The organism is Wolbachia endosymbiont (group B) of Episyrphus balteatus, assembly GCF_947250575.1.
Taxonomy (GTDB): Bacteria; Pseudomonadota; Alphaproteobacteria; order Rickettsiales; family Anaplasmataceae; genus Wolbachia.
Window position 1 is genome coordinate 333157 of the sequence record NZ_OX366325.1, and the last position, 20794, is coordinate 353950.

Annotated in this window: 17 protein-coding genes; 8 read left to right on the forward strand and 9 right to left on the reverse strand. The window is 33.3% G+C overall.

The window, feature by feature from the left end; translation table 11 throughout:
• Positions 1–446 precede the first annotated feature (446 nt).
• The 4 genes from OOL05_RS01640 to OOL05_RS01655 all read left to right on the forward strand — a co-directional run bounded on the left by OOL05_RS01640 (position 447) and on the right by OOL05_RS01655 (position 4828).
• Positions 447–1979 (forward strand): Mur ligase family protein, encoded by a 1533-nt coding sequence (locus tag OOL05_RS01640; protein ID WP_264730551.1) that lies wholly within the window; start codon positions 447–449, stop codon positions 1977–1979.
• 18 nt (positions 1980–1997) lie between these two features.
• Positions 1998–2588 (forward strand): COQ9 family protein, encoded by a 591-nt coding sequence (locus OOL05_RS01645; protein ID WP_007301970.1) that lies wholly within the window; start codon positions 1998–2000, stop codon positions 2586–2588.
• Positions 2589–2957: 369 nt separating this feature from the next.
• Positions 2958–3377: a helix-turn-helix domain-containing protein gene (locus OOL05_RS01650; protein ID WP_264685347.1), complete on the forward strand. Its 420-nt coding sequence runs from the start codon at positions 2958–2960 to the stop codon at positions 3375–3377.
• 110 nt (positions 3378–3487) lie between these two features.
• Positions 3488–4828 carry an ankyrin repeat domain-containing protein gene (locus OOL05_RS01655; RefSeq protein ID WP_264730553.1) on the forward strand — a complete coding sequence of 447 codons (1341 nt, stop codon included), beginning with the start codon at positions 3488–3490 and terminating at the stop codon, positions 4826–4828.
• A 922-nt stretch (positions 4829–5750) separates the two neighbouring features.
• Here OOL05_RS01655 and OOL05_RS01660 read toward each other — a convergent pair.
• The gene (locus tag OOL05_RS01660) at positions 5751–6779 is read right to left on the reverse strand and encodes a class I SAM-dependent methyltransferase (protein ID WP_264730555.1); all 1029 of its coding nucleotides are present in this window, start codon (positions 6777–6779) and stop codon (positions 5751–5753) included.
• Positions 6780–6874: 95 nt separating this feature from the next.
• On the opposite strand from OOL05_RS01660, the gene OOL05_RS01665 reads away from it, so the two are divergent.
• Together OOL05_RS01665 and OOL05_RS01670 are read left to right on the forward strand one after the other, a co-directional pair.
• A complete protein-coding gene (locus OOL05_RS01665; RefSeq protein WP_264730558.1) occupies positions 6875–7246 on the forward strand; it encodes a hypothetical protein in 372 nt (123 codons plus the stop codon).
• On the forward strand, positions 7247–7528 hold the full coding sequence (locus tag OOL05_RS01670; RefSeq protein WP_007302102.1) for a DUF2610 domain-containing protein: 282 nt from the start codon (positions 7247–7249) through the stop codon (positions 7526–7528).
• Here the strand turns inward: OOL05_RS01670 and dapD are convergent, their stop codons facing one another.
• A complete protein-coding gene (gene dapD / locus OOL05_RS01675; RefSeq protein ID WP_064085332.1) occupies positions 7529–8371 on the reverse strand; it encodes a 2,3,4,5-tetrahydropyridine-2,6-dicarboxylate N-succinyltransferase in 843 nt (280 codons plus the stop codon). It abuts the gene before it with no gap.
• Between the two features lie 38 nt (positions 8372–8409).
• Here dapD and OOL05_RS01680 point away from each other — a divergent pair, with 38 nt between their 5' ends.
• Both OOL05_RS01680 and sdhA read left to right on the forward strand, forming a co-directional pair.
• Positions 8410–8820, forward strand: coding sequence for a zinc-ribbon domain-containing protein (locus OOL05_RS01680; RefSeq protein ID WP_264374967.1), 411 nt, complete (start codon positions 8410–8412; stop codon positions 8818–8820).
• A 208-nt stretch (positions 8821–9028) separates the two neighbouring features.
• Positions 9029–10828 carry a succinate dehydrogenase flavoprotein subunit gene (gene sdhA / locus OOL05_RS01685; protein WP_264730793.1) on the forward strand — a complete coding sequence of 600 codons (1800 nt, stop codon included), beginning with the start codon at positions 9029–9031 and terminating at the stop codon, positions 10826–10828.
• Here sdhA and OOL05_RS01690 read toward each other — a convergent pair.
• The 7 genes from OOL05_RS01690 to OOL05_RS01720 form a co-directional block, all read right to left on the reverse strand.
• Positions 10800–13136 (reverse strand): ankyrin repeat domain-containing protein, encoded by a 2337-nt coding sequence (locus tag OOL05_RS01690; protein WP_264730560.1) that lies wholly within the window; start codon positions 13134–13136, stop codon positions 10800–10802. The genes sdhA and OOL05_RS01690 overlap by 29 nt on opposite strands.
• A gap of 243 nt (positions 13137–13379) precedes the next feature.
• Positions 13380–13988: a guanylate kinase gene (gene gmk, locus OOL05_RS01695; protein ID WP_010406904.1), complete on the reverse strand. Its 609-nt coding sequence runs from the start codon at positions 13986–13988 to the stop codon at positions 13380–13382.
• 35 nt (positions 13989–14023) lie between these two features.
• Positions 14024–15790, reverse strand: a complete 1767-nt coding sequence (locus OOL05_RS01700; protein ID WP_264730562.1) for a pentapeptide repeat-containing protein — start codon at positions 15788–15790, stop codon at positions 14024–14026.
• Positions 15774–16748 (reverse strand): ankyrin repeat domain-containing protein, encoded by a 975-nt coding sequence (locus tag OOL05_RS01705; protein ID WP_264730564.1) that lies wholly within the window; start codon positions 16746–16748, stop codon positions 15774–15776. The genes OOL05_RS01700 and OOL05_RS01705 overlap by 17 nt, the downstream gene beginning before the upstream one ends.
• 661 nt (positions 16749–17409) lie before the next feature.
• A complete protein-coding gene (locus tag OOL05_RS01710; protein ID WP_264686576.1) occupies positions 17410–18297 on the reverse strand; it encodes an aspartate carbamoyltransferase catalytic subunit in 888 nt (295 codons plus the stop codon).
• An 80-nt stretch (positions 18298–18377) separates the two neighbouring features.
• Positions 18378–19394, reverse strand: a complete 1017-nt coding sequence (locus tag OOL05_RS01715; protein WP_007302093.1) for a Fe(3+) ABC transporter substrate-binding protein — start codon at positions 19392–19394, stop codon at positions 18378–18380.
• A 123-nt stretch (positions 19395–19517) separates the two neighbouring features.
• A complete protein-coding gene (locus OOL05_RS01720) occupies positions 19518–20783 on the reverse strand; it encodes a hypothetical protein (protein ID WP_264730566.1) in 1266 nt (421 codons plus the stop codon).
• Positions 20784–20794 lie beyond the last annotated feature (11 nt).

Below are 20794 nucleotides of genomic sequence, written 5' to 3' on the forward strand. Positions count from 1 at the left end.
GTTTTGCGGCAAGTCTAATATTTTTACTACTTAATGGAATAACTTGCAGAAAGTGGAGATATAATGCTAAGGCAGAGGAGCTCAGACAGTTATCTTAAACAATAAAGAAATACTAAAGGCAAAAGATACGCTTGCGTAGTTCGAAAGCTTTCTATAGGATAAGCCTCACCTGATTTACAAATAGACTCGTTATGTTAGATGTTTGCTATTTATTCTTAAGCTCATTTTAACAGCATTTTGCTTTTTTTAGTATGTAGGGGTTTTCTAGGAATTATCCTACTGAATTCTATGATATTATTTTTTGTAACATTGTTATACTTATCATGGCAAGGGAGTTGGCAAAATGTGTCAAGGAGTTTTCTATTGGCTAAGGTTGTGACAATAAAGTTAAGCACTGCCAAAAACTATGGAAGAAGTCATTATAATTTGTATTATATCTTTATAAAATGGTTCGCATAAGTTATCTAGAAGTGCAACTAAACAAATACAAAAATCAAAGTGTTGCGGTTTTCGGCCTTGGTAAAACTGGTTTGTCCGTTATTAATGCTCTAACAAAAAGCAGTGCAAAAATATATGCATGGGATGATAATAAAGAGCAAATAGCAAATGCAAAAAAGATATATAAAGAGTGTAACTTTACTCATCCCAATGAGTATAATTGGCATGAGATAAGCACACTAATTTTGAGCCCTGGAGTGCCAATACCAACGCATTGGGTAGTAAAACTTGCAAGAAGCTTTGACTGCAAAATAAAATCAGACATTGAGCTATTTCTTGAAACTAAAACTACAAATCAGAAGGTTGTAGGCATCACTGGAACAAATGGCAAATCAACCACCACGTCATTAATAGGGCACATATTAAAATCCACAGGCAAAAAAGTAGCTATTGGCGGGAATTTAGGTGTGCCTATTTTGGATTTAGAAAGAGATGCAGAAATTTATGTAATTGAATTCTCCTCTTTTCAATTGGAGCTAATAAATAAAATTAATGTAGACATTTCTGTATTGCTAAACATCACACCAGACCACATAGATAGACATGGAAGTATGAATAACTACATAGCAACTAAATTAAAACTGATAAACAGTAGCAAGATTGCCGTGATAGGATGTGATAACAAAATTACCGCTGATGTATTCAATAAATTCACTGGGAACAAAATTCCAATTTCAGTAACATATTCCCTGGTGTCATTCCAGCGCATGACCAGAAAAGAAAAACCATTGCCAACTACTCAGATGATAGAGGGTAGTGCAAGAGATCTAATATCATTGGCAGATAACAATTTGCTTGATTATAGTGAACAGATTACTGGTATAGATCGAAATTATCTGGATCCCAGTGTCAGCTACTTGGATGACAAAAGGAGTGCTGAGATTCAGGAGATCTCGCTAAAACTAGAGAATCACAACTTATCAATGAGTGATATGAAAGTAAACCTAGTATCCAATGTAGAAAATATAGTAGCTGCACACGCTGTGTGCAAGTTACTTGGAGTAGATAGCAGCACTATTGTCAATGAAATCAAATCCTTTCCAGGGCTAAGACACAGAAATGAATTTCTTGGCAAAATACATAATGTACTTTTTATCAACGATAGCAAAGCAACCAATTCAGAATCGACCGAAAAGGCAATTTTATCTTATAAAAACATATATTGGATTGTTGGCGGAAAAAGCAAAAAAAGCGGAATAGAATCATTAAGCAAGCATTTCACCAAGATTAGAAAAGCTTTTCTTATTGGAGAATCAACTGAAGTTTTTGCAAACATTATGGAGAACAAAATAGATTATATGAAGTGCTATAATCTAGAAAACGCATTTAAACTGGCTTTTGAAGAGGCCATAAATAGCAAAGAAGAAGTAGCGATATTACTTTCTCCTGCATGTTCTTCTTTTGATCAGTGGAAAAATTTTGAAGAGCGCGGTGAAGCATTTTGCAGAATGTTTGAAAATCTCAGGTATAATTATATGTGATGTTTAGTATAATATTGTATGGAACAAAAGTTAATAGTAGATGAGCTGATTAAGGTTATTCCATTTGAAGGAATAAGTGATGCAACCTTATTGAAAGTGTGCACGAACCTTAACCTAGCCAATAGTTTTTGTAAATTTCAAAATGGAATATATAGTGCTTTGGAGTACATAGCAGAGGACTTAAATAGCTCAATGGAAACTGAACTTTGGAATTCCAATTTAGAAGATATGAAGGTAAGAGAGCGGATAAAGTTAGCTGTCCAAATACGCCTTTCAAACTATGCTAAGTTACAAAATTACAGAGAGTTTTTAAAAAATGTTTTATCATTCTCTATATTACCCCAAAATACATATTTTTCTAGTAAACTCTTGTACAGAACTGTTAGCGCGATTTGGTATGGCATTCATGATCAATCAACAGATTTTAACTACTATACAAAAAGAGCAATATTAGCTGGAGTGTACTTAAGTACGATACTTTTTTTTATCAATGATTATTCAGAAGATTTTGCAGATACCCTGTCGTTTCTTGACAAACGTATCAACAATGTCATGACATTTCAAAAGTTTAAAACCCGTTTGAATAGAATGGTAAGAAACTTCTTATAGCCTCTTTACTTATACGAGTTACTCGTATTTATACCTAAAGCTGCCTTGATTTTTATGTTAAGATAATTGAACATCCACTAACAGTGAGCTTAACAAAGAACTTGATTGAAAGCAATACATTAGAAAGTAGTTTTGCTGGAAACTTGAAGTAGACAGAATTGATACACATAAAGCTGATCCATGTACAAAAGTATCTGTTCAGATACATGACTAATGCTGTGTGATCCATAGAGGTTATTACAATAAGAATGTAAGATCAAATAGAAATTTGGATTTGCAGTAGTTTATAGACCTTATTACAATTGCAAAGGATAAATTAGTTAATCTAGGGTTAAACTACGTCTGAGTTGGATAAAACTATACAAAGAGTTGGGTCATGCAGGAAAGGTATGTCAGCATTATGGTATTTCACGTTTTACCTTACGTAAATGGTACAAACGTTATGAAGAGTTAGGTGAAAAAGGATTAGTAGATCTCAGTAGTAAGCCTAAAACTTCACCTTTGCAAAAGATCAATGAATCAGATGAGCAGCTTATTCTTCATCTAAGACAAACTAGAAAGCTAGGGGCAAGGCGTATTCAAACCGAGTTAAGACGTCTATATGATTTATCCTTGTCATTGGCTACTATACACAAAATTTTCAAAAAACATGATGTAAGTCTTCTGCATGTTAAACGTCATTATCGCAAACAGGTCAAGCGTTATAACTGTAAAGTACCTGGAGAGCGTGTGCAGATGGATGTGTGCAAAATATCGTCAGGGCTTTATTCAGGAAATTGTGGACTTTAATATATCGGAATTTAGTAACTTCAATAAATTGTGATATATCTCTTACAGATTCATTCAAACTTAATTAAGTGGGAGTATTGTTAATGCGAAAAGGGTTTAATTAAAATGGTATGGCGTGTGAGGAAGACATACATCAATTGGTAGAAAGTGGATTTGATATTAACTCAAAAGATGTAAGCGGAGTCACTCTCTTGCATAAGTTTACAAAAGAAGGCGATTTAGTTGGAGTAAAATCATTATTAGAGCACGAAGCTGACTTTAATGTTGTGGACAATGAAAATAGAAATCCACTGCATTATGCTATTATGCATGGACACAAAAAAATTGCTAAACTTCTTGTTAATCAACTGACAATTAATTCTAGAGATAAAAATGGATTTACTCCACTTCACCTTGCTACACTACAAGATGACACAGAATTAATGGATTTTTTAATAACAAAAGGCGCAAAAATTAATGAAAAAGATGCTGAGGAAGGCTATACTCCTCTTCACATAGCTTCATTATACGGTTCTAAAAAGAGCGTCCAGATTTTAATTGATAGCGGAGCAAATCTTGAATGTGAAGATAACAACTTTCGTACTCCTTTATTTTTGACCATTTATCAATGTACTACACATTATGAAAGTAGAGCAGAGATTATAGAATATCTGATAAAGAAAGGTGCAAACATAGAAGCAAAAGATGCAGAAAATAATACTACGCTTTTTCTAGCAGCATATAACAACAAAATGCAACTGGTAAAGCTTATTGTAAAGCAAGCAAAAGCTAAGTTAAAAGAGTTTATTTGCACAAAAAATAAACATGGTTTTGATGCACTGGATTGCGCTATTAAGCATAATAATAGGCAAATGGTAACATTTCTTGTTTCAAAGGGAATAGAAGCAGATGACCAAGATTGTAGCGGTAACACCAGGTTACATAAAGCTAGCTATAATGGTGATACTAAAGCAGTTAAGTTCTTATTGGAGCTTAAGGTAAACGTTAATGCCGTCACTAGATGCAACAGAACTCCTCTGCTACTTGCAGCTAAAAAAGGCCATGTAGAAATTGTAAGAATGTTGTTAGCAGTAAAAGCCAATATGAATATTTGTGATCAACAAGGTTTTACACCTCTGCATCTTACTATTCAAAAGGATTATTTTGATATAGCTCAGCTATTAATGGAAAAAGGGGCAATTAATTGTAGTAATGATTATACTGCAATAGATATGTTTATTGACAAGGCTCATAGCAAAAAAAATATTGAAGAAAATTACAAAAAATTTTGTAGGTTTTTGATGCTTTACTTGAAAGAGCTACATAGTAAACACAAAGCCTTTTGTGTACTTTCAATCCTAGCTCTAAGCTTAACAATTATAGGTTTACCATTTATTTTCAAGCCTATTATTAAATATAGAGAAAGAAGTAAAATATATAAAAAAATTAGGGCTATGCTGATTTATATTTAAGTATAACAGGAGAACTAAGCTAATATATGACAATTATCTGCTCGATAAAAATGGAATTAAATGTATCCGTTTAGCAGAGTGGCAAAATAAAATAGACAAAACCATAAAAATAAATGGTGTCATGCAATTTGAGCTTCGGCATAGATCCCACATAAATTTTTTGGTACATATTTTTTCAACATTAATTTCGTATTCCATTCAAAGAATATTAATATTGGCATATAAGTATGAATATTATGCTAATATAATTACTTTTTAGGTATACATGGCAAATTTATGCCTGGAAACAGTTTTTCCTACACTTTCTTTATAAAAATCACAGGCGCCTGTTATTAGCTAAAGTAAAGGTCAAGTATCTGGAATTCTGGACATAAAATCCTCCTGTATAAAAAGATTAGAAAAAAATGCAGCGCACATATGACAGACCGCTGAAAAAGATACGCTACGTTTTTTATTGAAAAGTTAACTGAAAGTCTGCAGACAAAGATAGATTTTGAGCTCTTAAAATATCTCTAATTGTCATTATAATCAGATTCAAAATATGCGGAAGTAATTTTTTTTGACAATAGATTTCTTGCATAACCAAGTGTTATTCCAGCTGGGATCCAACTAAGTTGGTAAACACTTTACAACGTTTTTTGCGCGAAAAGGCTGGATGCCAGTGTCAGCTACTTGCATGACATCGTCTTGGATGAAAATCAGTACGTGATGCACCAAAAATTGTGCATCAAAAGGGTGTCATTTGAGTAACTTTTTTGTTGTCATGCCAGTGTCAGCTACTTGCATGACACCTATTTGTTCCTATGATAGTCTTATCTGTCTATCTTATTTTGCTACTCTGCTGAACAGATACGTTTCTTTTACCTTTTTTATTCTGTAAATTTTTTAGTATTTGTATGTTTAACATAAGAACTACACAAGACTACAAATGGTGAATCAGCATTACCTTAAAGAGAGTACCCATATTTTCAGTTAACCTTAAAAATTCACTGAAGATCTTATTCTTCTGTTCATTACTTGCATTTTCCATTAAAGCTTGCGCTCTTTCCTTTATACCAAACAAATATAAAAATTCTCTTTGAGTTAAAATCTCACAATTTAAGTATTTTAATGAATCTTTTAACGCTTGAAAGTTTACAAGTGCAGTAATATCACTGTTACCAATATTTTCAAGAAAATTAGCATACTGATGCTGCCTTATCGATTGCAAAGTGCTCTTGTATGAAGGAAATACATAACCATAATCTATAATCAGGGCAGCTCCTCCGTTATTGACTATCTTATTCTCAAGTTTCTTTAATATTTCGATTCCGGCTAGGCATACTTCCACTACTGCACCATTGAAACCCCCTGTCATTCCAGTCTGGAATCCAGTTTTTGGTCTGGTTAAGCACTGGAGTGACAATGAAAGACTGCCATCATCTTGTTTTATTACTCTATTTTCATACCACTGCCCATCACGATAAACAAACTGATCAATTGGAAGAGCATCAAAGAACTCATTTGCAAAAAAAATAGTTGGCTGATTTGGTAAGTTGTCGACATCTGTGTGCCAATTAATATCTAATCCCTTTAATTTTTCCTTTTGTATTTTCTGTAAAATAGGGCTTATCTCAACTAGATGAATGTCCATTGAGCTAAAAAAACAGCTATATTTTTTGGTGACTCTTATTACATCATGAATGAGTGTTCCTTTACCTGGCCCAAGTTCAACTAGAGAAAATTTTGATGGCTTTCCTAATTTTTCCCATGTATTCATTATCCACACTGCAATTGTTTCACCAAATAGCTGACTAATTTCAGGTGCAGTAATGAAGTCACCATCTTTGCCAAGTGGTAATTTATTCATGTAATAGCCGTACTCTTTATGATATAGAGCAGCATTCATAAAATTACTGATGGATATTGATCCTTGGCTTTTATCAATTAATTCGTGTATATAAGTAAGCATATTATTAATAAATGTTTAACTATAGCGTGCCATACTATAAAATAGTGGAGTATTTATATATATAATATAAGTTTAAAGGCGATAGTGCTTTGGTTATGAATAGTCAAGATACGGATTATGTTACCCTTATACCTCAAGATGATGGTGTTGAATATAAATTTGAAGAAGTTGTCAATTTTGTAGAAAATAAGGTTGTAGGTGCTGATGGATTAACTTTAGCGGAGGTATTTCAAGCATTAGTTAAAATGCTGAATGGTGATCTAGAGTTAGTAAAAAAAGTGTTAGCATATACTAATATTATGGTAAAGCATGGAATGAGGGTAGCAAAAGAGTCACAGCTAAGCAGAGCCGATGTTCGTCGAGCTTTAGAAGGCAAAGAAAGTGTGTTTAATAGGCAAGATTTTATCAAAAAACCACCTCTTGTATCTTCTATAAAATCGGTTAAAAAGAAAAGTAGAGGTCTTTAAATGGCTGAGTCTATAAAAAAATTTACTGTACAGTGTGATTTCAAAGGACAGAATGCACCTTTTGCAGTATATATAGGAAATCCAAAGGGTGATACTCATCCAATTCACCATCAAGATTCATGGCTTGCAAAGGAGCGTGGAGGAAACATTCCTAATAAAGTTAAAGAAAGTTTGCAAAAATTATACAAGCTGTCTCAAGAAAACGGGATCTCTTTTCCAGAATTATGCGCATATGCCATTACTATAGTTAGTAATAATGATAAAAAAAGTGACGGTAAGTAGTTAGATTCTCAATATTTCATTTATAGAAGTTTTTGATCTCGTCTTCTCGTCCACTTTTTTTACTATAACTGCGCAATAGGTTGAAATGTTGTTTTTAGGTGGAGTAGATCCTGGTACAACTACAGAGTAAGGTGGTACTTCACCATAAAATATCTTGCTTGTTTCTCTGTCAATAATTTTTGTTGATGCTCCAATAAACACCCCCATACTAAGGACTGATCCTTCTCTTATTATGACACCTTCGGCTACCTCACTGCGCGCTCCAATAAAGCAATTATCCTCTATAATGACTGGAGAAGCTTGAATAGGCTCAAGAACTCCTCCTATTCCCACTCCACCGGAAATATGACAGTTTTTTCCTATTTGTGCACAACTACCAACTGTTGACCAAGTGTCTATCATTGTGCCAGAATCAATGTATGCACCAACGTTGATAAAGCTTGGCATTAGAACAACATTTTTACCTATGTAAGCAGATTGGCGGACAAAACATCCAGGGACTGCTCTAATTTTTGACTGGTAAAATTTTTCCTCATTCCATTCACTAAACTTGCTACCAATTTTGTCAAACCAGCAATTGGTATTGTCTATTATTTTGCTTTCCTCAGTGAGAAAATGTAATAATATTGACTGCTTTATCCACTTATGTACTATCCATTCTCCACTTGATAGCTTTTCTGCTACTCTAATTTTACCACTGTCAAGTAACTCAATTACCTCTTTGATTATTAATCTTGCTTCGTGTTTTAGATTATAGTCGTTAAGTTTTTCTTTATCTTTCCAAATATTTTCTATCTCATCTTGTAATTTTTTAGTTGCAAATTTTTCATTTATTATATACATATTGATATCAAATTTATATTATTTTATACGTAAGCACTATGAAAATACAATGTCATAATTGTACTAAAACTTACTTAGTATCTCGTGGGCAAATAGGTGAATCTGGAAGAAAAGTGAAATGTACAAACTGCAATCACATGTGGCATGAGTATCTAAAAGAAATGTCAAGTGAATTGTGCCCTGCTGGTATACAAGAAAAAAAAGCTAGCTGGAGGCAAAGTTTAACTCTAGCTTTTGCAACAGTTGCAGGGTTATGCGTTATAATTGTTGGTGGTATCTTTCCAGGAGAGGTAAGTAAGATATATAAAGCAGTTAGTTCATATAAAGATTCAATAAGCCATAAATTAGGATACAAAAAAGTGCAAACGGAAAATTCAAGTGCGAGAGAACTTGTTGTAAATGAGTTTTATCAAGATTACCTTTTTCTATCTAATTTTAGATCTAATTAAATAGGCATAAGTCATCAATGTTATGCAAGTAACTACACTTATTCCTTTATGGTAGTGTCATTCCAATGTCAGCTACTTTCATAACACCCTATGGTTGTTATTACATCGTTTACTATAGATTTGTTTCAGAAGCTTACATCCAGAAAACTTGTATAGATTTTTTCTACTTCTGTGATATTATAAGCCTGTGATGATAAAATAAGTGGATATGGATAAGTCAGCGTATGAAATCATAGAGCATGAGTATGATGTGGTGATAGTGGGTGCAGGTGGAGCAGGGCTTAGAGCAACACTTGGAATGGCTGCAACTAATTTTTCAGTTGCCTGCATTTCTAAAATTTTCCCTACACGAAGTCATACAGTTGCAGCACAAGGCGGAATTAGTGCAGCCTTGAGCAACATTGCTGAAGATGATTGGCGCTGGCATGCGTATGACACAATAAAAGGTTCAGACTGGCTTGGCGATCAAGATGCAATAGAGTATATGTGTAAAAATGCTGCAAAAGCTGTGATTGAACTTGAAAATTTTGGTGTACCCTTTTCTCGTACGGAAGATGGAAAAATATATCAGCGTGCCTTTGGTGGAATGACAACTCACTTTGGTAAAGGAAAATCGGCTCAGCGTACTTGTGCAGCAGCAGATAAAACTGGGCATGCAATTCTTCATACTCTATATCAGCAATGTCTTAAATTTAACGCTGAATTTTTTGTCGAATATTTTGTAATCGATTTGATTATGGACAAAGGGACATGCTGTGGGGTGATAGCTTGGTCGCTGTGTGATGGTACGTTGCATAGATTTCGTGCACATTCTGTGGTAATAGCAACAGGTGGTTATGGACGTGTTTATTTCTCTGCAACAAGTGCACACACCTGCACAGGTGATGGTAATGGCATGGTGGTGAGAGCTGGGTTGCCACTTGAAGATATGGAATTTGTGCAATTTCATCCAACAGGAATATATGGCTCAGGGTGCTTGATGACGGAAGGATGCCGCGGTGAAGGTGGGTACCTCGTTAATTCTCAGGGTGAGAAGTTTATGGAACGTTATGCGCCAAAGGCAAAAGATTTGGCTTCTCGTGATGTAGTAAGTCGAGCAATGACAATTGAAATTAGAGAGGGAAGGGGAGTTGGGCCAAAGAAAGATCACATGTACTTGAATATATCGCATCTTGATCCGGAAGTGATCAAACTCAGATTGCCAGGTATTAGTGAAACAGCAAAAACCTTTGCAGGAGTTGATGTTACTAAAGATCCGATACCTGTTATTCCAACTGTTCACTACAACATGGGCGGTATTCCAACCAACTATCATGGAGAAGTGATAACACTGAAGGAAGGTAAGGAAGAAGTAGTGGATGGATTGTTTGCAATTGGAGAAGCGGCATGTGTTTCTGTACATGGTGCAAATCGACTTGGCTCTAACTCGCTTCTTGATCTTGTGGTTTTTGGTAGAGCTGCAGCGCTCAGAGCAAAAGAAAAATTGAAACCTGATGCACCACATAAAAAATTGCATTTAGACTGCACAGACTTGATAGTAGATAGATTTAATAAAATGCGATTTGCTTCTGGAGAGTTCAAAGTAGCAAAAATACGCAGTGAAATGCAGCACACTATGCAGAAATATGCATCAGTATTTCGTGTTGCTGAAGTTTTAGAAGAAGGTAAAAAAGCTATAAAAGAAGTAGCAAAAATGATGCCTAAAATTGCAGTTGAAGATCGCAGTATGATATGGAATAGTGATTTGGTTGAAGCACTGGAGCTTGCCAATATGATTCCACAAGCGGTTATTACCATGGAATGCGCAGCTAATCGTAAGGAAAGCAGAGGTGCCCATGCTCGTGAAGATTTTCCCGAGCGTGATGATAAAAATTGGATGAAACATACTATGGCATGGCTTAAAGAAGAGAAAAGCCAAGTCAGTGTAGAAATTGACTATAAAAAAGTTGCTAAAAAAACTCTGAGCGATGAGATTAATTTCATCGCCCCGGAAAAGAGAATTTATTAGTCAACCCATCTAGCATATTTGTAAATTGACGTGATATTGATATATTGCTCATTTGAGTAGCTGGACTTTCTGTATGCTCTGATTGATCTGACGATCTTTGTACTTCTTGCTCTGCTGAGTTGTTAGCTAAATTTTGTTGTTCAGTAATATTTTCAGGTTGTTTTGCAGCTAGGTGATCATCTTTACGGCTTTGCTTATCGTTGGTTAATTCCTTAACAGACTTCCTAATGTCGCTAAGTCCCAAAGTGAATATCAGACACACCACTCCTGTTATAGCTATGATGGGTAACGCTGCTCCAATTGCAATTTGTCCTTGGAAGCAAGAAAGTGTTACCATTGTAATAATAGTAGTTGCTACTGTGATTGCTAACAATACACTAGCTCTCCTGCCCGGATCAATGCATTTCCATGCAGCTTTTAGGCCATCTCCTGTTTTGTGTAGAATATGCTGACATTTTTTTGAAAAAGTTCTAACGTTATATTTTTTTTCAAGTTTTTTCCTTAGTTCTTTAGCTTTTACCTTTCCTTCTTGTGGAGTTTTTGAGTAATTTTCTAAATTACGTAAAGTGCAATAATATTTTTCAGTATGAAATTCTCGATCTTTTAGTTTCAGAGAACGGGAATCAGCACCTATTTCTAGCAGCTTTGCACAAAACTTTGTTGTATTGTCGTACTTTTTCCCTAGATCAAAAATTGTTTTCATTTGCGAAAGGTGGTTGCCTTTTTCTGCTTTTTTTGTTAATGATACTTGTAGCGGTGTTCTTCCTTCTTCGTTAATGGCCTTTATGGCCTTACCTAACTGATCTTCAGATATTTCTTTTTCTTTTACTAAACTGGAAATCAACTCCAAGCATGCAACCTTTTGTTCTCCTTTTAGCGAAGCAATATAGTGCAAAGCATTATTACCCTCTTTGTCTTGAGCAGTAATGTCTGCACTATTTTGGAGAAATAACTCTAAGGCTTTATATCTATTTGTTTTTTCAAATTTTTTATCTGTACATGATCGATCCTCATTTTTTTCTTTTATATGCTGGAATAAATAATAAAGAGGTGTTTGTTTTGCTGTATTTTCAGCATTTATAGCTTTTTTAAACTGTGCTTTAAGATACTCTTTTTCTTCCTCCTTACTTACATTTAATATTATATTTGAAAATTCAAACTTTCGTTTTTGCTTTAATTCTAAAACTATTAGATGTAAAGCATTATTACCATCTGTATCTTTCAGGCTAATATCTGCTCCTTTTTGCAATAACTCCTTAAAGGATTTCTCATCTTTATTTTTAATTGCTAAATGTAATTGATAATTATCATTACTATCTGGAGTATTTATGGTATGGGCTATAACTTCTTCAACTTTTGTTTTTATTTCTGGTTTTCGCTCAGCCAATTTCTCTAAAAATTTAAGATAGTATTCATTTTGCTTTTTAGATAATTTTTCTAAATCCTCTGTAGGTAAGCTTAGCTTGGCTCCATACTTTAACAATTTTGCAAGAAACTTAAGTGTATTATCGCTACTTCTAACTGTATTAGACTCATGTTTCCCTTTTGTTATCTTGTTAATTAGTGCTACCTGAAAAGGAGTCTTTCCTTCTTGATTTTCACTATCAACAAGTTGTACTAAATTTTTCTCGTTAGCTATTTTTATCAAGGTATCTAGAAACTTAAGCTTTTGTTTCTTTTTGAGCGATGCAATAAGGTGTAAAATATTATTTCCTTTTTCATCTGTTATGCCACTGACATTTGTGCAATCTTTTAGGTATTTTCTAAATTTCCTGTTGTTTCCATTTTGGATTGCATTTAGTAATTGAACGTCATTATCAGAATCCGATATTCCGTTTATTCCATCTTCAAAATCGCTATCAGAATCTGATATTCCGTTTATTTCATCTTCAAAATCGCTACCGTAGCCACTGTCTTGTTCGCTGTGCCTACTAAAACAACTTTTAGTGACTTCAGAAATTACTTGTTTTTTTGTTTCATTTGATATTCTTTTCGATCGTTCTATTACTTCACCTAGCACTGGAAGGAAACATTGGACATAATATCTGTGATATTTTTCCTGTTCTCTAAGCGATTCTTCTAATTTAGTTAATACTTCAGGACTAGCGCCTTCCTTAAATAACCTTTTACATTCCTTGAGTGTTCCATCTCGACTTCCTGGTTTTTCATGCTGATGTTTTTCTTTTTTTACCTTTCTCTCTATAATATTATACAATTGCTTGTCTTTTTTATCTTGTTTTTCATTTTTGTTTATATATTTATCTAGTTTGTTTGCATTAGTAACTGATACACTTAGATCTATACTCATATTAAAACCTCAATATTAAAAGCTATTTGGCGTTAACGAATTGTATTAAACTTTTAAATTGAGCTAGATGTTATCGAAATATAGGTGAAAAGGCAGAAAACTAGTTTCTATTAGAAAATCTATTGTCATAGTCAAATCCCCACTTTAGCACTTGTCTACTATTTTAACTATTTTATCTTAAAAAATAATAAATGTGGCTAAACTGTGAAGCATGAGTGCTCTGAAAGAGACAAACCAATGTTTTTATAGATCTTTCAAACTTGATTTTTCTTCTAATTTTTTAAGCATTCCTTTACTTAGTATTGATTTTATCTCTTCTACGCTTTTATCAAGATCATCATTAATTATTACGTAATCATATTTATTACTTTTACTTATCTCTTTTTGCGCTTCGGCTAATCTACGCTCTATTTCAATTTCATCATCACTATTACGCCTTTGTAGACGCAGTCTAAGCTCTTCCATTGAGGGAGGTAGTATAAAAACACTTACAACTTTTTCTCTTAAGATTTCAAACAAATGAAATGCTCCTTGCCAATCTATATTCAGTAAAACACTTATTCCACTACTCAGGTTTTGTTCTATAAAATCTTTTGGTATACCGTAAAAATTCTCAAAAACTTTGGCATATTCAAGCATTTGACCAGCCTTACATAGTTCGTGAAACTTTTCTTCAGTAACGAAAAAATAGTCTTTTCCGTTTACTTCACCGGGACGAGGTTTGCGTGTAGTCATAGAAACAGACATAACTAAATCAGTTGATTGCTCAAGTAATTTTTCTGATATAGTAGTTTTTCCAGCTCCAGAAGGAGAGGATAGAATCAGTAGTATGCCCTCATTTTTTACGGTCATTTTTCTTTATTTAACAAGTACATTATAGAGCTTTTTTAAGACTTTGTATTTTTTGAATCAAAGTTTAAAAGACTAGAGCCCTCTAAATTAGAATTTGATAAATTGGCATCAATAAGAGAGGAATTATCAAAGACAGTATAACGTAAATCGGCTTTTTCAAGATTTGCCTTATTCAAATTAACGTTTACAAACTTTGCTCTACTTAATATTGAATTAGAAAAATTAGCATTTTCTAAATTCATATCCTTAAACTCAAAGTAAGAATAATTTACATCAAATTTTTTGCCCTGCGATATTTTCTCTTGCAGATCTTTAATTGAAGTTATGGCATTCTCTAGATTTGTAATTTTTGTCTGTCCTTGATTGTCAATCAAAATTGAATTATCAAATTTGCAATCTGTTAAATGAATATCAGCAATTGAACTTTTATATATGCTTGAAGAGAGGAAAGAGACATCACTCACTGTTGAATTACTCAAATTGCTAAGAAAAAAACTAGTCTTTCTAAAGGCATTATCATAAAACACGGAGGATTTGAAATCACTTTCAATAAAGTTTGAATTAGTGACTTTTGACTTAGACCAGCTCGAATTATCAGCTAATAATTTGAAGAATATTGAATTTTCTATCTCACTCGAATCCATATTATGGTGGGAAAGAGTACTATTATAAATTTGAGAGTCTTTAATTTTTGTCTTATACATTGAAGTTGTGGAAAGATCTGAATCTTCTATTTTTGCAGAGGTAAACAATGAATGGTCAAAGAACGAACCATGCATGTCAGAATTCACAACTTTAGTATTATGAAACTTTCCGTGACAAATGTTAGCATCATAGGCGTTAACTTTATACAATTCACTAAAACTAAAATCAATATTAGATAAGTCAGCATCCTGAAGGTCTGCTTCGAAAACATATGCATGTTTTATCTTGGAACCATTTAGTATAGATTTAATGAAGTTTGAATTATCCCCTTTCACATAGGAAATTTGTGAATTGCTTAAATTGGCTTTTTCGAAATTACTGTTGACTATAATGGAAGAATTAAAATAGGCGTTTGAAAGATTGCTACCTGTAAAATCCGATTTTTTTATTTCTGCACCATATATGTTAGCATTTTTTAATGAAGAAAATTGTACCTTGAGCTTATATGCATCCACTCCAAAGAAACTTGCGTTGTCGAAATTATTTTTCTGCATAACAGTGTCATTTATTTCACTATCACTAAAATTGATGTAGCTGGCACTTGAGTTTGATAAATTGGAGAAATTCATTTTTACATTCAAAAACTTGGTATGCAAACCAATTATATTACGCATACTTACTTTGTTGAGATTAGAATTGATAAAATCAGCATAACTGATATTAGACTGATCAAATATGATATCTGTTAAATTTGTAGAAGCAAATTTTGAAAAACTTAAATTTGTGCCTTTTATTTTAACGCCATGTAAATTAGCATTGGAAAAATTGGCACCACGTAAATCAACATCGATAAAAGACACATCTGATAAATCGGTGTTAGAAAAATCGGCACCAATTAAACTTACTCCATCAAAAATAGATTTGCTTAAATACAATTGACTAAAATTAGCACCATTTAAATTAGGACCAAAACCTTTCTTAAAATCTTGTGGTATGCTGGCTTTATTACACTGTACTAAAAATTTAGCAAAGTCTTTTGTATTGTAAGATACGTATTTTACATCATGCAGAGCGCTTAAAAAATCATTGATTGCATCATCTCCATAGCATAAATGACCAACTAAAATTAATATCAAAAATCTAATTATCTTTTGCATCACACGTGTTTTCTTTTATTTTTATAGCAAAGTTATACATCTCTGAGTTTTCTTGATTGTTTATTTCTTTATCCTCTAAAAGGTATGGCATCATTTCGGCAATTGCGTTTATTATGTTGATCTGATTCCTTTCGATTGCTATTTCAATAGGGGACTTAAAATTATTGTCAACTACTCTAGGATCAGCACCTTGTAATAAGAGAAAGCGAACTGTGTCTATTTCACCTTGTTTCACTGCATAAATTAGAGGAGTATCACCCAATTTATTTCTAAATCTTAGTATTTCTTGAATTGTTAATCCAATTTTTTCTAGCTTATTTATTACTCCTCTTAGACAAATTAAGTTGCCCTTCTTGATGCAGTAAAAAAATTGCTTACTGTAATCATCAGTAAATATAGTTTTAGGAAGGTGCTCATTTAGGCTATCATATTGTCTTTTATATATAGACTTGCTTTTATGTTTTTTTATTTCTTTGTTTAGCTTTGTCCATTTTTCGCTTTCTTCATTTTCTTTTTTCACAGGTGTTATATTGTCAGGCTGTTCTTCTTTCTTTTTCTCTGTTAATTGGCTTGTTGAAAGTTCGGTGTCTTTTTTGCTAATCTCCTCTTCAGGCTGTAGGTTTGTTTGATTATTGTGACTGATTTTCTTCTCTTCAGGTTCTTCTTTTTTTTCTTCTGATAAAGGACTTGTTAGAGCTTTGGTATCTTTTATATTAGTCTCCTCTTCAGACTGTAGGTTTGTTTGATTACTTGAAGGTACTTCTTCATTGATTACATTTGTTGGGTCTGTGATTTCTTTGAGTTCGCTCAGAAGCGGAGAAGTTTTTTCAGCATCAGTGTTGCTTTTCGATACGTCTTCTTGATTTATACTGCTTTCATTTTTATTTTCTTCAGGCTGTTCTGCAGCAAGCAGGTTAGATATAACAATTAATAGTATGAAGAATGCTTTATATTTCATAAACATTGCAAATATAGGCTTAATTAAAATGATACTATAATCAAATGATTAATCTACAGTAAAAAGTGCTTTAGTTATTGTACAAGTATGATTATGTAAAAATTTATTTTTCTCTTTTATCTAGGTTTTATCTGAAATTGTCATTCGAGTAGCTGACATACAACTGTACGGACATTAAAGAAATCAGTATACAGCTGTATGAACATTGTGGTAATTTGCGTACTAAACAATGTCATCCCAGTGCTCCGACACTGGGATCCATTTTCCATCATCATTAGAAACGTTATATTTTAGCATAACTTTTAACTCACAAATTTAACTGGATGCCAGTGCTGGCTACTTTTATGACATCTATCATTTTATGTTTATAGTATTTTTTGCAAATAAACGTTCGTAGTTGTAAATTAAATGCAAAAAAATACTTGACACATTTGGTAGCTTAATTATTATCAGTAAAAATGAGGGTATTTTAGAGCTCGAAATCCACCTTATTCAAGTCTGCAGACTTTTCAATTAATTTTTCAATAAAAAATATAGCACAGTCTACTTCAGTGCGTACACGTACGCTTAATTTCTGTCATAAGGTGTGTTATATTTTTCTAAATCTTTTCTTTATAGGAGGGTCATTATGTCTAAAATTCCTTAAACATTAATTTTTAACTTAAACATTTATTAAATAGTGCAGTACTGCCTTACGCGTTGCTAATCCAAACTTTACTTGCTGTAAAATAACACAATCTGCTATATCATTGCTAATTTCGATACCTCTATTTGTTGGTCCTGGGTGCATAACAATTGCATCTGGTTTTGCGTGCGATAGTTTTTGTGCATCAAGTCCATACAAGTGAAAATATTCTTTTTCTGAATAATTATTATTCATGCGCTCTTTTTGCAACCTTAAAAGCATAATTACGTCAGCATCCTTTATACCTTCAGTTAGTGAGTAGTGAAGTGAATCTACTTCAGAAAAATGTTTACACATCAAAGCTGGTGGTGCAACTAAGCTTATTTTTGCTCCAAACATTTTTAGCAATCTTATATTTGATCTTGCAACTCTACTGTGCAAAATATCTCCACATATCACAATTTTGAGGTTTTTTATTTGCTTTTTATGACTGATAATTACGAGATAATCTGCAAGAGCTTGAGTTGGGTGTTCACTGCTTCCATCGCCTGCGTTGATTAGCGAGCAGTTGACATGCTTTGCCAATGTATTAATAATACCACTACTTTTATGCCTGATTATCATATAGTCAGGATTCATTGCATTTAGTGTTTTTATCATATCTTTTAGATCTTCCCCTTTGTTAATAGAAGAAGATTTTATTGGTAAAGTTATAACATTTGCTCCAAGGCTTTTTGCTGCTATTTCAAAAGATGCGAGCGTACGTGTTGAATCTTCAAAGAATAGGTTTATGACTATTTTATTTTTCAGAACATGACTATTTTCAACTTTTTCTTCAAGGTATTGGTTGGCTAATTTAGTTATATTTTCTACATCACCGATTGTGAGGTCTGAGATATTTAATAAATTCCTTCTCTTGTCCATAGCTCCTTTTTTGAGCTTATTCTACTTTCTTAATTTCAATTACACAACTCTAAAGTAAAGTAGAAGGAAGCTATAAAATTTTATTTCCACTTACATTCATCTGCTATCATAACAGCCTCAAAGAGATGCTTCTCAAGCTCACTTATAGGCAGAGTACTTTGTAGGTAATTTCCCCAAGATTTTAACACATCAGAAGTTTCAATACCTTCAACAATAGGATATTCTTGATTTTTTTTAGCATATAGCTCTTGAGCCTGTTTGCTTACAAAAAACTCCAATAAAGCTATGGCATTTTCTCTGTGTTTTGCGTTTTTTGTTACTGCTGCACCACTAATATTCACCATTACACCATCACTCGGGAAGAAAGCTCCTAACTTTTCTGTGATATTCTTTTTATTTTCTGATGAAAGGATTCTTGCAAAGTAGTAGCTATTTACTATTGCAACATTGCCTTCACCAGCGGCTACAGCATAAATTTGATCTGTGTCACCACCGCTTGGTTTTCTTGCCATGTTGCTTACAATTCCACTCACCCATTCTTTTGTTTTTTCAAAACCATTTTTTGCAATCATAAAAGCGATCAATGATCGGTTATATGGACTTGTGGAAGAGCGTACTAATATTTTCCCTTTCCATTTTTCATTCGCTAAATCTTCATAGGTACTTAATTCCTTAGGATCTACTGATTCTTTATTGTAAACCAATATTCTAGCTCTTTTTGTGAGACCAAACCAATAATCTTCATTATCTCTAAATTTTGCAGGTATGGCATTTTTTAGAGTCTCTGAATCCACTTGAGATAAGAGCCCTCTTTTTTTGGCTAAAATCAAATTCACTGCATCTGCAGTTAAAAACAAATCAGCTTCACCGCCATTTTCCATACGTGAAAGCAATTGGGAATAATCGTCAATGATATAACGTACCTTGATGCCAGTGGTTTTTGTAAAATCATCAAACAAACTATGTACTAATTCTTCTTTACGAGATGAATAAACGTTTACTACTTGTGAATCATCAATTCCGCTATTTTTATATAAAAAATTAACGACTATCAATAAAGCCGCTACTAAAGATATAAATATTAAACCTTTTTTCATAAACAAACCCCTTCCTTGTCATCATCTCAAGCTATCAAAATAGCAAGGTCTTAGCAAGTGTAAATCTTCAAAACGTTGCAGTTACAGTACTGGAATAGCGATAAAAAGAAGTACGAGCCAGATTTAATTAATAATATAAGTAATATCTGGATGGCCACATCGTTCAGCAACTACTTGTAACAATTTTGAACTAATCTTTTCTTGACTGCTTTTTACAGTTTCAATAGCTGTTTCATTAGGATTTTCACTATTAGCATTTTGTTTATGTAATAACAAATAATCTTTAAAATCAGTTTTGCTCCAATGATGAATTGTGCAAGCTAAAGTGAAAAGCAGTAGAGTGCCTGAAATTGCAACGATTGGCCAGTAAATAGTAGGATTTGTGTATGAACTTACTATATTGCTCAAACCACCTGTTGAATAAAGTGCTAAAGGGAAGGTTATGTTTCCAGTAATAAGAACTGTTCCTAAGATAGGAAGCCATATTCTATCATTGATTAATGAATTTACTTTACTCTTGTAATAGATTGGCTGGCCTGTAAGTTCTACGATGTTTGAATTACTTTTTGCTTTTTCTGGAAGAGAGTGAAACGTAAAGTAAACACGATTACCGTTGCTATATTTTAATACCAAAGACTTGATGCATTTCTCATCTTGCTTAAGTGTATCTAATATCTCACCTAAAACTTCTCGAGTGTCTCTTTTTGTAATCTTGTGCTCCTTAGTACGGACTGCTTGCATAAGTTCCCACGTAATTCCCAAGACTAAACAAGACGCTAATACTCCGCCAAATATAGTAACAGGATTTATGCTGCCGATGAATCCAATGAATTCTCTTTGCTTCACAGCTAAAACGATTGACGTAATACAACATGCCGTAATAAGACCTACGAAAGGCATTGTAACTTTCTTCTTTTGCATCGTATATTTTACTTTCTGTAAAAATCTGTTTGTTTTTTTATTATCTCCAAGCAAAGATTTTTCAGAGCCATCTGTTTGATATGATGGTGTAGGAGTTGGATGTGCCTTCATTAATTTTTCTAAAGTTTCTGATGTTTTTTGACTATTCCAAGGTTCGCTATATACTGTTTCTTGAGAAGGTGATCTGCTTAGGCTTGGATTACCTTCTCGACTATCTGAACTCTTTTTTGGAGATTTTGTATTTGGACCTATGGATGCATAAATAGGTTCTGTATTTGCACCATTCGATTCTTCTTGCCTTTCTTCATAAGAACTTGATTCGCTAGCCGAACTTGTATGTTGTAAAGTTTCATTTTCACCATTTGTTTTTGGCACTGTGCTTCTGCGTGCTGGTTTTGGTAGACTTGTTTTTTCTATTCCATCTTTTTCAGTTATTCTGACGTTTCCTACGTTTGCTGATCCAGGCATATTCGCTCCAA